The organism is Bacillus sp. AFS017336 (genome assembly GCF_002555445.1).
In the GTDB taxonomy this organism is placed as follows: Bacteria; Bacillota; Bacilli; order Bacillales; family Bacillaceae_G; genus Gottfriedia.
This window is the reverse complement of the sequence record NZ_NUCO01000009.1, coordinates 150,455-165,314: the sequence shown is the minus strand read 5'-3', so window position 1 is coordinate 165,314 and position 14,860 is coordinate 150,455. Positions and strand designations below refer to the sequence as shown.

The following is a 14,860-nucleotide window of genomic DNA, read 5'->3' as shown; positions in this document are numbered from 1 at the left end:
TTTGTTACTTAACATTTAAGTTTATAAAATACTTAAAAAATAATTTTTAATTAGTATGTTACACGTTTGAAACATTTTTAAGTTAGGATATTAAATAGTGAATTGACTCGACATACATTCGACATGCAATTTAGTTTATATAGTACTTTTGACTTAAAAATACGTAGTGTTCTTCGATTGATTGTTATTTAAATATAGAATAAAAACCTTCAAAAAGAAGGTTTTTTATCCTAATAAATATTTAACGTAAATATCCCCAAAGTATAATTGGTGTAATTAAAAATGTATAAAGTAAAAATTGAAGTATGATAATCGGTGCAATTTCCCTAAAGTCTTCAGCCCAAAACTTAGCAATAGTAGCAGTTATGGCTAGTTCTAATAGGGGACCAAAACAAATTAACCATTTCATTATTTTTCTCTCCTGTATATAGTTTCTTAGATGTATTAGTTTTTAGTGAATTCTTTTTTCCTAAAAATTCTAAAAAATTTATTTATATATCCATCAATAAAATTATATTAACACAATTTTAGAATTGTTAAAAATACTATTTATTACCATGACATATAATTAAAAAAAATGTCAGATTATAAAACTTTTTGTATAATTAAATTCGTCTATTGTTAGTAGAGAAAATATAAAGTAAAGTTTTTGCTTTTTTTAAAGTTAAAGTTGATTTTTTGTGACATGAAAAATGATAAAAAATATAGAAAATATAGGAGGAGAACAGAAAGTGTCTAGTAGAAAAAAACCAATTATAGGTATAGCCATTTCATCTTTAGTTATAGCAGCAGGAGTTGTAGGTACTATAAACTATCAGAATCATAATAAAGAACCTAAAACAATTGTGATTAAGAAAAACGATCAAGTCAAAACAGATATTGTTAAAAATAATAATGTACTAAACTTCCCAGATTATTATAAAACAACAAAAGAAGACGAGTCCGGTTTATTAGAAGTGTTAAACATCGATTCAAATTTAGTTTTAGTTAATAAAGATCGAAAACTACCAGATGGATATGAACCGAGCGATCTTATCTATCCATCCATTCCTTTAAATGGAGCAGTAAAAGATAAAACAAGAATGAGAAGTGAAGCTGCTCATGCATTAGAAAAATTATTTGCTGGTGCAAAATCGGATGGATATACATTAACTGCAATTTCTGGATATCGTTCATACGATCGACAAGTTTCGTTATACAATAATTATCTATCTGTACATGGCGAAGAATGGACTAAAGCATACAGTGCATATCCAGGAACAAGCGAACATCAGACTGGACTAGCTATGGACGTTTCTTCACCATCATTTGGTAATGCTTTAGAAGTCGGATTTGCACAAACGCCTGAAGGAAAATGGTTAGCAGAGCATGCACATGATTACGGATTTATCATTCGTTATCCTGAAGATAAAGTAGACTTAACACATTATCACTATGAGCCATGGCACATTCGTTACGTAGGAAAAGAATATGCTACTTATTTATATACAAAACATCTTGCACTGGAAGAAGCAATGCCAGCTAAGAAATAAGAAAAGCTAAGGTAGGAAGAGTGGGTGAAAAGGCATGTTCTATAATGGGACATGCCTTTTTAGTGTGCTGAAATAAAAACTGGTTCATGAGTTAAAAAAAGCGAGTGAATTTGAAAAAAATTAACTCATAAGGGGTTCATGAGTTAAAAAAAGAGAGTGAATCTAAAAAAAATTAACTCATAAGAGGTTCATGAGTAAGTAAATAAGCAAAAAGATGACATCAACCACATATTTTCAACATAATAAAAAGGCACGTCCTTCAAAGAGGACATGCTTTTTATTGATTTATTAATGTATTGGCCATTCTAAGTGCTTTGCGTGTTTGTTTGCATTTAAAATAATAGTTAAACAATTCTTTTTCTGACTGATTGATTAAATACGCAAAGCCTAATTTTTTAAAATATGGTAATGAGTAATCCGATAAATATCGATGATAATCATGTTCTTTTTCTAAAATTAATAGATCTAATAAGGTGAATAAACAGATAAACAATTTATCGTTTTTCTCGGAAGCTAACTGGTAGCCTTCATTAATAAGTTGTAGTAATTCTCCTTTGGGTAAAAGTTCTCCATAATATGAACTTCGTATATATCCTTCGAGTGAAAGTATGTATGGGATCGATTTATGATCCTTCAATTTCATCGATTCGAAATAATATTTTTTCGCTAATTCGTATTCGTTTCTTCGATAGTATTCAAATGCTAAATTATGATATACTCTAGCTTTTCGTTCGTTCGATTTGCAAATTTCGCAGCTTTGGATTAAGTTTTCAAATCTTTTAATGATTTCTGTAAAGTCTTCATTATCTTTAACTTGTATGAGCATAAGCATCTCGGAATCAATTACACGTAGATAGGAATTTATACTTTTGAAATATTGACGAGCTTTATCAGCATAGAAATAGGCCATTACAGACAACTCGTTTGAGTGATTGGCTGATGCTAAATGATAAAAATACTCCTCATTAGCATATTCTTCATTATTTATTTCTTTTAAAACTTGAATGGCATTTAAAGGCTCGTGTATTGTTAAGTGGTAAATTCCTAACACATGTCTAAAAAGATTCAATTCATAAGGTGATAATTTATGCTTTATTTTTTTGATTTCAATGATGAGCTCCAAGGCTTTATCAACTAAATTCTGTATTAAAAAGTATCGAATACGAAGTAGTTTATATTGATTTATATAATTTGATATTCGTATTAGCTCTTCTTGTTCAAGCTCTATGTTTATTTTTTCTACTTCATCAAATAATTGCATGACAATTGCCTGTTGCCAATTATCGATCTGCTTTTTGATATTTTGTAATTTTAATATCTCTTGCTCGATTTTTATTCCAAGTCGATCTGATAGTAGTGTAATGATTTCATGTGCATATTCAGTTTGAGATCTTTCAATTTTACTAATATGAGTACTAGAACAAATACCTTTTCCTAATTGCTCTTGTGTCATTTGAGATTTTTCTCGATAATATTTTATGATTTTCCCCTCATACATAATATATTTCTCCCCTTAGAAAACCTTTTATTAAAAGTTTGAGTAGTAGAAAACCAACAATTCCCCCAAGTTTATAATAAAAATTTCTATTGAATTTAGATGACTTTCTTCCAAAATACAATCTATCAATCAATAAATTTAGTAAAATATGAGACTTTCATCCTAAAAAGACAATCTAGAAACGTTTTTTTGTCATGAAATAAGAATTCAAATGAAAACTTGGACTGAAATAACCCCTATTTACCATGAAAAATCGCTAAATTACAATCAAATTGTTAGAGTTATTTAATTATTCTTAATCTAATTTTACATCATTTTTTTAATAGGAGGAATGAAATAGATTTAGATACTTAATCATTTTTGATTTGTGTTCTATTAAGATTCAATTTTCACTGAGTTAATCTAACGAAGGATAAAGAGAAGGAGAGCATGGAAATGAAGATTAGAAAGAATAAAGTGTTAAACGTGATGGTAACTAGTGTATTGACTACGAGCTTTTTTACAACTTATTTAATGCCCCCAAAAAAGTCTTATGCAACTTCTAATTCTGTAGAAACACTCTTAAAGGGACTTACGGATGAGCAGAGACAATCAATTAAACGATTAACTCCACAAGAAGGTTTTGTGGTGGATCCAAGTTTATTATCATTAAAGGACAAAAACGCAAACATTATAGTTGAGCTTAAAACTTCACCAATCGAAAAGGATCAAAATGGAAAAATAAAAGAAGTGTCAAAAAGTAAAAGAGAAAAAATTAGAGGCGAACAAGAATTTTTTAAAAAGCGATTATCGGAAATATGGAATAAGAAAAACCAAAAAGCAGAAATAAATCAAGAAGCGAAGGAGGCAACTAGCCGGTTTCATATTAAGCAATCATTTGAACATGTATTTAATGGAGTGGCTATGACAATTCCTACGGATCGAATCAATTCACTTCTTGAAACGGGTGTAGTCAAACGAATTTGGAAGGATAACAAAGTTAGTGTACCAATTAATGAGCTAACCACTAAAGATTCGAAAGAAAATAAAGTAGTCCCTCCATCATTACCACTTTTAGGTGCCGATCGTTTACATAACGAGGATATAAATGGTCAAGGAATTAAGGTTGGAGTTCTTGATACAGGTATAGATTATAATCACCCGGATTTAAAGGATGCTTATAAAGGTGGTTATGATTTTGTAGATAATGACTCAGATCCGATGGAGTCAACGCCTGCTGATCTTATCGCTTCTGGTGAGCCTGCCGAAGTCGATGGTCGACCATTTGTTACCGAACATGGAACACATGTAGCAGGAACAATTGCTTCAAACCCACGTAATAATGTTGAATATGCGATGACCGGCGTTGCACCAAATGTTGATTTATACGCATATCGAGTACTTGGTCACTATGGTTCTGGATATGATTCTTGGATTATAGCTGGTATTGAGAAGGCTGTAGAAGATGGTATGGATGTTATTAATCTATCTTTAGGAAACAGTAATAATTATTCGTTGGATGCTACAGCTGTAGCAATTAATAATGCAGCGCTTCAAGGGGTAGTTCCTGTTGTAGCTGGAGGAAATGCGGGTCCGACACCAGGATCATTAGGGTCACCTGGTTCATCACCATTAGCAATTACTGTTGGGGCAAGTGATGTTCCTACAGATATACCGACAGTAAAAACGAGTATAGGTAAGGCTGTAGTTAGTAATGAGCTAATGGCTCACGGCTTAGGGAAAGATTATTTAAGTGTTATTGATAAAAAATTGAATGTTGTTGACGTAGGAATCGGTGCGGAAGAAGATTATGCCAATAAAAATGTTACTGGGAAAGTGGCACTAATCTCACGCGGTACATTATCTTTTGACGAAAAAATTCGCCGTGCTAATGAAAAAGGGGCAGTAGCAGTGTTAATTTATAACAATATAGAAGATGAGATTCCATTTTTCTTAGGTGAAAATTTTGGGTATGTACCTACCTTTAAAATGAGTCAAGATGAAGGGCAAAGCATTGTAGATGAACTTAAAAAGAATCCAGATGCTGAATTAAAAATGACAGATTTACAGTCAAATATGACAACGGGCGATGTATTAGCAGACTTTAGTTCCCGTGGTCCTGTTAGTAATAATTTTGATATTAAACCAGATGTAGTTGCACCTGGAGTATCCACTTTTTCAACGGTTCCAGAATATATAAACAATCCCCAGGAGGGTACGGATTATTCAACTAGTTACGCTAGTATGGATGGAACTTCAATGGCTACACCGCATGTTGCGGGAGTGGCTGCATTACTTCTTCAATCCCATCCAGATTATACGGTTGCAGATGTAAAAGCTGCACTTATGAATACAGCAGATCCTTTAAAAGGAAGAACTTATAATGTAAACGAAGTTGGAGCTGGACGAGTGGATGCATATGAAGCCGTTCATAATACGACTTTAGTCGAAGTTCAGAATAAAACATATACATTAGATGAGGATGGATTAAAAAAACAGATTGATGATGTTTCAGGTTCGTTACCATTTGGAAGTATTACACAAACAAGTGAGGAACAAAATCGAACAACATCAATTAATATTAAAAACTTAAGTAATCAAAATGAAACATACCATACGAGAGTAGAATTTTTAACGATTGATAATGTTTCAAAGGATGCTAGTAAAAACGGAGTAAAACTAGAATTACCTTCAACTGTAGCAGTTAATGGAAACGAGAGCGTTAATGTAGATGCGAAAATATCAATACCAAATTCTGCTGAGGTCGGTATTTATGAAGGATATATTTACGTAGAAAATGAATCAAAGACACAGGAATATCAAATTCCATTCCATGTTCGATATGCAACAAGTGGCTTCGCAAAGGTTGAATTCTTTAAGAATGCAATTACGAGTGATTTAAGTAATTACCACCCAGATATATTACCATTTACTCCAGTTACGATCAGATTAAACAGTGAAATGAAAAAAATAGATGTCGTTGTTAGTGATTTATCTGGAAAACCAATTGGATTATACGGTACTTTCGATTTAGATGGAGCAAATGTTGATACAGACTACTTAGTGATGTACGGATTTTCAGGTGATGTAAAATTATTTACAGGCAACCCAAATAAACCACTATCACTAGAATATGAATCATTAGATGAGGGCAAATATATGGTTTCTTATATTGGTACAGATGCAGATGGAAAAACCTATAAGGTAGACAATGATATGGTAATTGATAATACACCTCCAAAAGTAGTATTTGATAAAAAGACAGGCATAAATGAAATTACTAGTGAAGATTTAACAACTGAAACAAACCCAATAGATGGTAAAGATTACAAAGCTTACTGGGTCCACGGTAATGTGTATGATGATACGATTGACTATTTAAAGAGCAGAGGACATAATCTGACACAAGAAGCGAATACGGTTTATGCTTACCAGGATTCATCTTGGCCAACAGCACAATTTTTCCCTACAGCAAATGGAGATTTTAAATTTGGAGTACTACCAGAGGAGTATGCTAATTACCCTACAAATATAGCAGTTTATACTTATGATTATGCAACTGCTGGTAACCCGATTTTCCCTGATTTTACAATTATTAATAAAGGTGATCGATATTCAACGATTAATACAGCGGCGAAAGAAGTAACGCTTGGTTCAGAGTTTACAAGTACATTTACTGTCCACAATGCAAAAGATTTAACAAGTGCAAATGCAACAATCAATATTCCTAACTATTATAAAGTCATGAGTGTAAAGCAATCGAAGCAATTAGATGAGTTAATAAAGAAAAATAATTGGAGTGTTAGTATTGGTAAACCACAAGTAACAGAAGACACTTGGTCAAATATGACGACAATTTCGATTGATATTAAGGACAAAAAGACAAAATTACCGGTGAAAATTAATGGCAATATTGATTTGTTAGATATTAATCTAAAAGTCGTGAGTGATCTTAACTATATGAGAGAAAGCGGATTTTATTATCAGGAATCAACTTATCAGACAAATGAAGGAAATCAAGTTACATTACCAACATACGCTAATCACTTTAAATTCATAGCTCAACACTCAGTTTTGGAAGGTTATTTCCACGGTGAGGCAGTAAACTTTTATAACTATGACTTAGATTATTCAAAATTAGGTGTAAAAGCATATGTTGTGGACAAAAATGGAAAACAATATAAAGCGGATATTTCAGAAAATGGATATATGACTATTTTTGATATTCCAGCAACTGCAGATGATTACACATTAGTAGTCAACATTCCAGGGCACTATCAATATAGTAAAAAACTTAAATTAAGTAAATTAATAGACGGAAAAGTCCAAGGTATAGACTATTTCGCTTATACTGACACTGCTGCAGCGGGAGATCTAAATGGAGATAATGTAATCGATATTTTCGATGCAAAAATAATTGCAAATAAAGCGAAGGCAACAGGCGATAACTTGAAGGAAGATTTAAATAAAGATGGCGTAGTTGATCTAGTAGACTTCAATTATGTTGAAAAGAACTTTATGACAACAAATCCATATTTCCCTACTTCAATTAAACCAGTTGAAAAAACTAGTAAATTAACTTTAGAAGAATTGAAGAAGAGCTTTAATTAGTTAAAAGATTTAGACCACAAGGGATTTACCTTGTGGTTTTATTACGTTTAGAAAGTTCTGCTAGCTATGTTAAGATAAACTTGTTAATTGAAAAATGTTAATGTAATTAGGAGTGAACGGTTATTAATACGCTTTTGCGAGTATTAGGTATTGCCTTATTTATTATAAGTGTACAAGGTTTGATAAGAGGCATTGTCCCTTGGTTTAGCAGTGGCGATTTTAATTTTATCTTACCGTTTGGATTGGAACAGTATGCTTTATTTTCATATATCGTTATTTTGATTATTGGACTTGTTTTGATATCTAAAACCAAAAAATTTGATAATGAGTAAGCTGCTGGACAGCGAACATAATATGTCCTGTGTTGATTAAGTTGTGAACCTTATTAGTAAAGTAGCTGTTTTTGTGCGTAAATACGTTAGTTTTGTTCATAAATGGGTGAGTTTTGTGCATAAACCACTGAGTTTCGTACATAAACCACTAAATTTTGTTCATAAGAGCCATTCCGCGCCAAAGAATGGCGACAATCCGATAAAAAAACAAAAAGAAAACCACAAGGAACATGATTCCCTTGTGGTTTTACTCATTTTACTTCCATGATTCAATTGCATTTGTTACTAATGAAGCAAATACTTTTGCGCCGTTTGGTTTTAAATGAACGCCGTCTGGTGAAAAATATGAGCTATGATTTGCGCTAGCACTATGCCAGTCTAGAACTCTAGTATTAGGATATCTATTTGAAACTTCTCTTAAAGTTTTATTAACGAAAGATTCCCAAGGTCTAGGTACTCGCGTGTTTACAAATAAAATTTTTCGATCTTTTCCAATTAAATCAATTAGAGAAGACATTTGTTTTCCGGTGAACGGACCATTTGTACCTAGTTCAATGACAACAATATTACCAAGCGAATTTGTGTTTTTAGCTTGTTGAATAATGCTAGTTGCTTCAGTAAATTGTCTACCAATTTTAGCGTTTACTGATAAAGATGGATAGGTCTGTTTGAGCTGAGGAATCGAATTAATAACAATCGAGTCTCCAATAATAAAGATGTTTTTTTGATTATCCGTAACATCAGGTGTATTAGTGTTAGTTGGAGTTTGGTTAGTATTTACATTCGAATTCTGATCTTCATTCTTATTCTCATTTTTATCGTCATTCTTTTGTACATTCTGATCTGGTTCATTTTGTTTGGTTGTTGTATTATTCGCAACGGGCTTTTCATCGGTTTTTGATGGGTTATTGCTTTCGTTATGCTGAACTGGTTTCGTTGCTACTTTATCATGATCAACTACGTTAGTTGAAGGAGGCGTTTTAACATTGTTTTGTACCGTTTCAGCTGATTGCTTTGATACGGATTGAACTGACTCTACCTCTGAGCTTGCTTTTACTCCTTTAGCGTCTGGAAGTACTGATAGCCCAAAGCTAGCAATTCCAGCTAATAAAACAAACGTGCTAATCATGACGATATGTTTGTAGAAGAATTCTTTTATATTAATATTTCCTGAGAGGAAGTTCTTTAAAAGTAATCTTAGTTTGCCTTTTCGAATCGGATCTTCAATGTAGCGATATGAAAGTGCTGCAAGAACAAATATTAAGGTAATTTGAATAAGTGCTCTAAAGATTGAAACATCACCTGCATTTACTTTAGGGGTAAATAATATAATTACGGGGTATTGCCATAAATATATACCGTATGAACGTAATCCAATCCATTTCAATGGCCTCATTGATAAGAATCTACCAATCTTGCTTGTAGGGTGTGCAAGCGCCGCAATTAGCATAGCAGCAGAAATTGATAATAGGAACATTCCCCCACGATATAGGAAACTATCATATTGATTCGTTTTCCCGACCATAAGTAGAAAAATGAATAAACCAGTAATTCCAACTACATCAATTAAAATTTTTCCAGACTTTGTGACGTGATTTGTAAGCTTTCGACTCGGCCATACTAGTGCTAAAGCTGCACCTATTAGTAATGAAAAGGCTCTCGTATCAGTACCGTAATATACTCTACTCGGATCACTCCCTGGATGGAATAATATAGCCATTAATATTGCTGAAACAAATGCGCCGATTAATGTAAATAAGAAAAGTCGATCCTTATTTTTAATATATTTTAAGCCTAATAGAGTAAGGATTGGCCAAATGATATAAAATTGTTCTTCAACTGCTAACGACCAAAAATGATTTAATAATGATGGGTTTGCATATGAATCAAAATACGAAAGATGATGAAAAATGTACCACCAATTACTGTAATAAAATATTGCAGCTACCGAATCTTGTTTTAAATTTCCGATCATAGATGATTTAAACAATGAAACGAATGCTATGAGAATAAGTAATAACGTAAACATCCCAGGTAAAAGTCTTTTGGCGCGACGGAACCAAAAACCTTTTAAGTCGATTCTATTATTAATACTCCACTCTGCAATTAATAGATCAGTAATTAAATAACCTGAAAGTACGAAGAAGACCGATACTCCTAAGAACCCACCAGATGCCCAGGAGAAATTTAAGTGATATGCAATTACTGACAAAACCGCTAAAGCTCTAAGTCCGTCTAATCCGCCCATGTAACGATACTGTTTATTTGTATTAGACATAAGCTTTGCCTCTTCGTTTAAACACCTCATAAACGATTTCTTTCTCAAAAGAATGTTGAACGCTTGGAAAATCTAACTTTCTAGCTTTCTGAACCAAAAAGTTCATTGTAAACTACCCCTTCCCCTAATATAACTACTTATATTAGCCCTATCTTTATTTATTTGGCTTATGATTATATCTATTTCGTTTCGCTTAAAAGAGAGCCAAGTCTCAAAATGAGAGAGGCTCTTTTAAATTTATTTGTTTATACTGTTGCTTTATTAAGGATAAATTAAGGAAACCCTGCTATCTTATATAATGATTACCGACTAAATCTTTTGAAAGAATATCAGTCGGAATAATGAATTCAACAATACCCATATAACCAGGGGCTACCTCATATTTATCAAATGAGATTACTAATTTATGATCATTATTTATATAGAAATTTTGATTCTCTTTAATACTTGTAAAAGCATCAATTGAATAATCCAGATTTGCCTCAGGTATCCAGTATACCTTACTTTCGTCCTTTTTCATCTGCTCTTTCATCTGTTCTTTAATATTTTCACTAATTATTTTTACATATGATTGATCTTTAAAAAGGATTGGTAATGACAATAAGATTTCTTTTTTCTTATCAATCGTGTCAAACTTCATAGTTGTTGACGAAGAAGCGGCAGTATTGACAACATATCGTTCAATGGACAATATATCCTCATTGTCTGTTTTGACTTCATAACCGCTGTCAATTCCTAAGTGCGCACCAGAATCCTTTTTGACTGATTCTGTTTCTTTCTTGAATTGTTCATAAAGCTTACGGTTTTCATCTAAGTATTTTTTGTTCAAGCTTTGCTCTAAATCTTTATTTTTTAAATTAGTAACAGCAGGAACCTTTAGATCTGCTTTATAGGTTGGTTCATTTACAGTAAATTCAGTAAAAGTTAGTACATTAATAACATTTCCGAGTATTGGAACATTCGATAAAGTCTTTGCGAATGATGAACTAGTGTTAATTGATAAAACAAATAGTGCTGCGGCAACAAATCCAGTAATCGATTTTAGAGGATATCTTTTTTGCATGGAGCGTTTAATTGCTTTTTTAACGATCATGTCCAAGTTATCAGGAATGGGGACATTCTTGTAGTCCGATCTTAATTTTTCTAATTTCTTATCCAACTAATTGGCCTCCTAAAAAATAAATTCATTTCATTTTAATCCGGAGTATTTCTAAAGCTTTATATAAACGAGTTTTTATTGTATTTGGACTTTCCTGTAAAATTTCAGCAACTTCTTCGATTTTAAGGTCTTCGAAATACCTTAGGACAATTACAGCGCGGTATTTAGTTGGTAATGATTCTAATGACCTTTCTAAATCAATATTGGTGTAATTATCATCTTGGCCTGGAGAATATAACTCAATCGTTTCTTCATCCACTACCATTATTTTTTTCTGTTTTCTTAAAAAATCTAATGCTGTATTTACTACAATTCTATAAAACCAACTTTTTAAAGATTGTTCATTCTTTAATTTATCTTTTGAGGAAATGGCTTTTTGAATAGAATCTTGTAATATATCCACCGCATCTTCTGAATTTTTAACGTAGCTATATGCTAATCGATAAAAATCGTCTTTATTATTAATAATAAAATCTACAAGTTCATTTTCTAAGTTTAACTTCCCCTTCATGTAAAGAGCTCCTTTTTTGAGATACGTATCTAAGAAGGTACACATATAAAAGACGTATACCTATTCGAAAAAGTTTTATAAAAAATAAAAAAAATATAAGTTAATTTTTACTAAAAATAAATCGTACCGAAAACGCGTATTTTCGTAAAAATTTACTGTGAAAATTAGGAACAATGAAGTGCAGAGAAATGGGGGAGAAAAAGAAAAGTTTGTTCAAAAAAATAAAAAAGCAAGGAGCCAATCCCTTGCACATAGGTATTAATATCAATACAATCTTAAATTCTTTAATCTGCTCCTTATTCTACCCTATTCCTTGTAATTGATTATTCCTTTAATCTTTTTTAAACCATTCGTTTTCCTAAATCCATACCTTCATCTAGACACGCACCCAATACTTCGTTTACCCATAAAGTAATATGTGGTAAAGAGGAGGGGACATATGTATTCTTATCAAAATCCAAATAATTATTACGATTACTATAGACAATTAAACGCTGAATTAGAAAGAGACATTGAAAAAGCGATTAACTTAAAATATAATGCAATCAATTGCCTGGCACAATTAGGACAACAAGCACCAAATGATGCTACAAAAGTAGTGATTAATGAGATTCGTGAAGATGATGTTAGACATTATGAAGCGTTTCAACAAGTTTATCGAATACTAACAGGAAGAACAATTGAAGCCAAAATTACACAAGTATGTGGGAAAACCTTTAAACAAGGAATTGAAGCCTTATTTATTGGTGAACAATACGATAGTCGCTTTTATCTAAAAATTGCCGACAGTACAACGAATCAAACTGTTAAAAATGTCTTTAATCGAGCGGCTATTGAAGATGGCATTCATGCAAATTGGTTCTTATATTTCATGATAAAAACTAAATAAATACGTAAAAGAAGCATTACATAAAGTAGTGCTTTTTCTATTAGAAGTATTCCATTACATAATTAGATTAGGGATAATAGAATTGAAACAAGTTGTACTGATTTAAGAATTTTAATTGGAGGATAAATTAGAATGGAGAGCCTTAATTTTAAACCATTTCCAAAATTAATCACGGAACGATTAATTTTAAGACAAATGAACCAAGACGATAAAAATGAAATATTTGCATTGCGATCAAATAAAGAAATGTCCAAATATATTAGACGACCGCTTGTAAAAGAGATAGATGAAGCACTGCAATACATTAATATGATTAATCTAGGAATAGAACGTAATGAATGGGTTCTTTGGGCAATTACACTTAAAGAAAGTGATCAATTGATTGGGACAATTTGTTTGTGGAATTTTGCAATCGAACAATCAAAAGGGGAAGTCGGATATGAACTTTCGCCAGAGCTTCAAGGAAAAGGAATTATGCAGGAAGCAATCGTAACAGTGCTAGATTACGGATTTAAAGTGCTAAATCTACAAACAATAGAAGGCGATGTTCAGTCGGAAAATCAAAAATCAATCCAATTACTAGAGAGAAATCAATTTAGTAATAAAGGTAAAATCGAGAGAGAGTCAACAAGTGAGGAAAATAAATATTCGTACATTTTTGAACTAACAAGGGAGAAGTTTTACACTGGTGCAGGGAAGAAATGAATAAAAAAGTAGTCACTATAGCGTGACTACTTTTTTAATATAAACTAACTATTTTTAAATTTTTTGATTTAAGATATTCAATAATTTGAGGTAAAGCATCTAAAGAAGGTTTTGATTCATGAAGTAAAATGATGCTACCAGACTCGGTGTAGCTTTTTACATAATGAATAATTGTATTTGTGTTGCGATTTTTCCAGTCTTCAGTATCTTTATTCCATAAAACCATTTTAAATTGATGTTTTTGCATTAATTGTATAGTTGCTTCGTTTTTTGCTCCGTATGGAGGTCTAAAGAGAACTGTGTCTTGCTTCGTAATATTTTTGATTAGATTGTTCGTTTGAATTAAATCATTTTCTTGTTGTTTATAAGATAGTTTTACGAAGTCATAATGGTGCATAGAGTGGCTTCCGACTGAGTAGCCGTTTGAATATGCATATAGAACATTTTCAGGAAATCTTTGAACATTTTCCCCAATATAGAAAAACGTTCCCCCGACTTTGTATTTTTTTAATATATTAACAAATTCCTTTGAATATTTCGATGGACCATCATCAAATGTAAGTGCTACACTGCCTTCTGGGATGCTATAACTTACTACGTTTTTTAACTCTGTAGTTGGGTAGATTGATAGGACGGGCTTCTTTACGGGTTCTTGTTTTGTTGCATATCTTACGTCTGGTTCATTTATTTGAGAATTCGGTTGAGAGACATTTTTAATTGAAGTCTTCTTTGGATCTTGTTTTTGCTGGTCTATCTTGTTTTGTTTTTCATTAACTTTTATGTTTTGTGCCTTGGCAACACTTTCAGCTTTTGCTGGTTTTTTTCCACAAAAAAAGGATTCTGAGACACAAGTGTGACTCTTATAACCTATTAAAATTATAGAAAGCAGACTAATAGCCGCAACAGTAATCCAACCATAAAGCTTATACCGTTTCGAGCTATTCTTTTCATTTTTTGAACTTGATCGAGTAATTGATAAATAAGGCAAATCGATTAGTATTCTAAGATCTTTCATATTTTTTATGGAATGAAGCTGTAGATGGTATTCCTCTGAACATGAAAAGTAGATTTTCTCGCTTTTATGATCACTAGTTTTAGTTACATAGCTAGTAAACTGACCTTTTTCCTCATACCAAGCACTATTTAACGAAAGATTATACTTCACATTCTCTTCAAAATTAATTTTTGATTTCAAAAGATTAGCCGTTTTGTTGTCAATTTCCCAATGAAGCTCAATTTCTTGATTAAATAATAGTTTAATATGCAAATACGATCTATCGAATTTTTGTTCGACGGATAAAAGCTCAATAAGTTTTTCCTGGTAAATTGACATAACTTCCCCCTAACTTTTATAGAAATCACTTCC

The 14,860-nt window shown here is 31.9% G+C and carries 10 protein-coding genes; 4 read left to right on the top strand and 6 right to left on the bottom strand.

All coding sequences use genetic code 11. The features are described from left to right. Window positions 1-241 precede the first annotated feature (241 nt). Window positions 242-409 (bottom strand): hypothetical protein, encoded by a 168-nt coding sequence (locus CN601_RS26815; RefSeq protein ID WP_179865435.1) that lies wholly within the window; start codon window positions 407-409, stop codon window positions 242-244. A 322-nt stretch (window positions 410-731) separates the two neighbouring features. Between CN601_RS26815 and CN601_RS04285 the strand changes: the two genes are divergently transcribed. Continuing rightward, entirely contained in the window at window positions 732-1,532 is an 801-nt protein-coding gene (locus CN601_RS04285; protein WP_257131604.1) for a M15 family metallopeptidase, read from the top strand. A gap of 277 nt (window positions 1,533-1,809) precedes the next feature. Here the strand turns inward: CN601_RS04285 and CN601_RS04280 are convergent, their stop codons facing one another. Then, entirely contained in the window at window positions 1,810-3,030 is a 1,221-nt protein-coding gene (locus CN601_RS04280; protein WP_098170187.1) for a helix-turn-helix domain-containing protein, read from the bottom strand. Between the two features lie 435 nt (window positions 3,031-3,465). On the opposite strand from CN601_RS04280, the gene CN601_RS04275 reads away from it, so the two are divergent. Beyond that, window positions 3,466-7,620 (top strand): S8 family serine peptidase, encoded by a 4,155-nt coding sequence (locus CN601_RS04275; RefSeq protein WP_179865434.1) that lies wholly within the window; start codon window positions 3,466-3,468, stop codon window positions 7,618-7,620. Window positions 7,621-8,208: 588 nt separating this feature from the next. Here CN601_RS04275 and CN601_RS04265 read toward each other — a convergent pair. The 3 genes from CN601_RS04265 to CN601_RS04255 form a co-directional block, all read right to left on the bottom strand. Continuing rightward, window positions 8,209-10,230 (bottom strand): acyltransferase family protein, encoded by a 2,022-nt coding sequence (locus CN601_RS04265; protein ID WP_098170184.1) that lies wholly within the window; start codon window positions 10,228-10,230, stop codon window positions 8,209-8,211. A 286-nt stretch (window positions 10,231-10,516) separates the two neighbouring features. Continuing rightward, the gene (rsiV, locus tag CN601_RS04260) at window positions 10,517-11,389 is read right to left on the bottom strand and encodes an anti-sigma-V factor RsiV (protein ID WP_218923231.1); all 873 of its coding nucleotides are present in this window, start codon (window positions 11,387-11,389) and stop codon (window positions 10,517-10,519) included. Between the two features lie 25 nt (window positions 11,390-11,414). Continuing rightward, window positions 11,415-11,900 (bottom strand): RNA polymerase sigma factor SigV, encoded by a 486-nt coding sequence (locus CN601_RS04255; RefSeq protein ID WP_098170183.1) that lies wholly within the window; start codon window positions 11,898-11,900, stop codon window positions 11,415-11,417. Between the two features lie 439 nt (window positions 11,901-12,339). Between CN601_RS04255 and CN601_RS04250 the strand changes: the two genes are divergently transcribed. Together CN601_RS04250 and CN601_RS04245 are read left to right on the top strand one after the other, a co-directional pair. Then, entirely contained in the window at window positions 12,340-12,789 is a 450-nt protein-coding gene (locus CN601_RS04250) for a ferritin-like domain-containing protein (protein ID WP_098118044.1), read from the top strand. 132 nt (window positions 12,790-12,921) lie between these two features. Continuing rightward, window positions 12,922-13,494: a GNAT family N-acetyltransferase gene (locus tag CN601_RS04245; RefSeq protein WP_098170182.1), complete on the top strand. Its 573-nt coding sequence runs from the start codon at window positions 12,922-12,924 to the stop codon at window positions 13,492-13,494. 34 nt (window positions 13,495-13,528) lie between these two features. Here the strand turns inward: CN601_RS04245 and CN601_RS04240 are convergent, their stop codons facing one another. Next, on the bottom strand, window positions 13,529-14,827 hold the full coding sequence (locus CN601_RS04240; protein ID WP_098118042.1) for a polysaccharide deacetylase family protein: 1,299 nt from the start codon (window positions 14,825-14,827) through the stop codon (window positions 13,529-13,531). Window positions 14,828-14,860: the final 33 nt, after the last annotated feature.

Coding starts and splice junctions, on each gene's coding strand:
- CN601_RS26815 (WP_179865435.1), bottom strand. CDS start 409: ATGAAATGGTTAATTTGTTTTGGTCCCCTATTAGAACTAGCCATAACT.
- CN601_RS04280 (WP_098170187.1), bottom strand. CDS start 3,030: ATGTATGAGGGGAAAATCATAAAATATTATCGAGAAAAATCTCAAATG.
- CN601_RS04275 (WP_179865434.1), top strand. CDS start 3,466: ATGAAGATTAGAAAGAATAAAGTGTTAAACGTGATGGTAACTAGTGTA.
- CN601_RS04265 (WP_098170184.1), bottom strand. CDS start 10,230: ATGTCTAATACAAATAAACAGTATCGTTACATGGGCGGATTAGACGGA.
- CN601_RS04255 (WP_098170183.1), bottom strand. CDS start 11,900: ATGAAGGGGAAGTTAAACTTAGAAAATGAACTTGTAGATTTTATTATT.
- CN601_RS04250 (WP_098118044.1), top strand. CDS start 12,340: ATGTATTCTTATCAAAATCCAAATAATTATTACGATTACTATAGACAA.
- CN601_RS04245 (WP_098170182.1), top strand. CDS start 12,922: ATGGAGAGCCTTAATTTTAAACCATTTCCAAAATTAATCACGGAACGA.
- CN601_RS04240 (WP_098118042.1), bottom strand. CDS start 14,827: ATGTCAATTTACCAGGAAAAACTTATTGAGCTTTTATCCGTCGAACAA.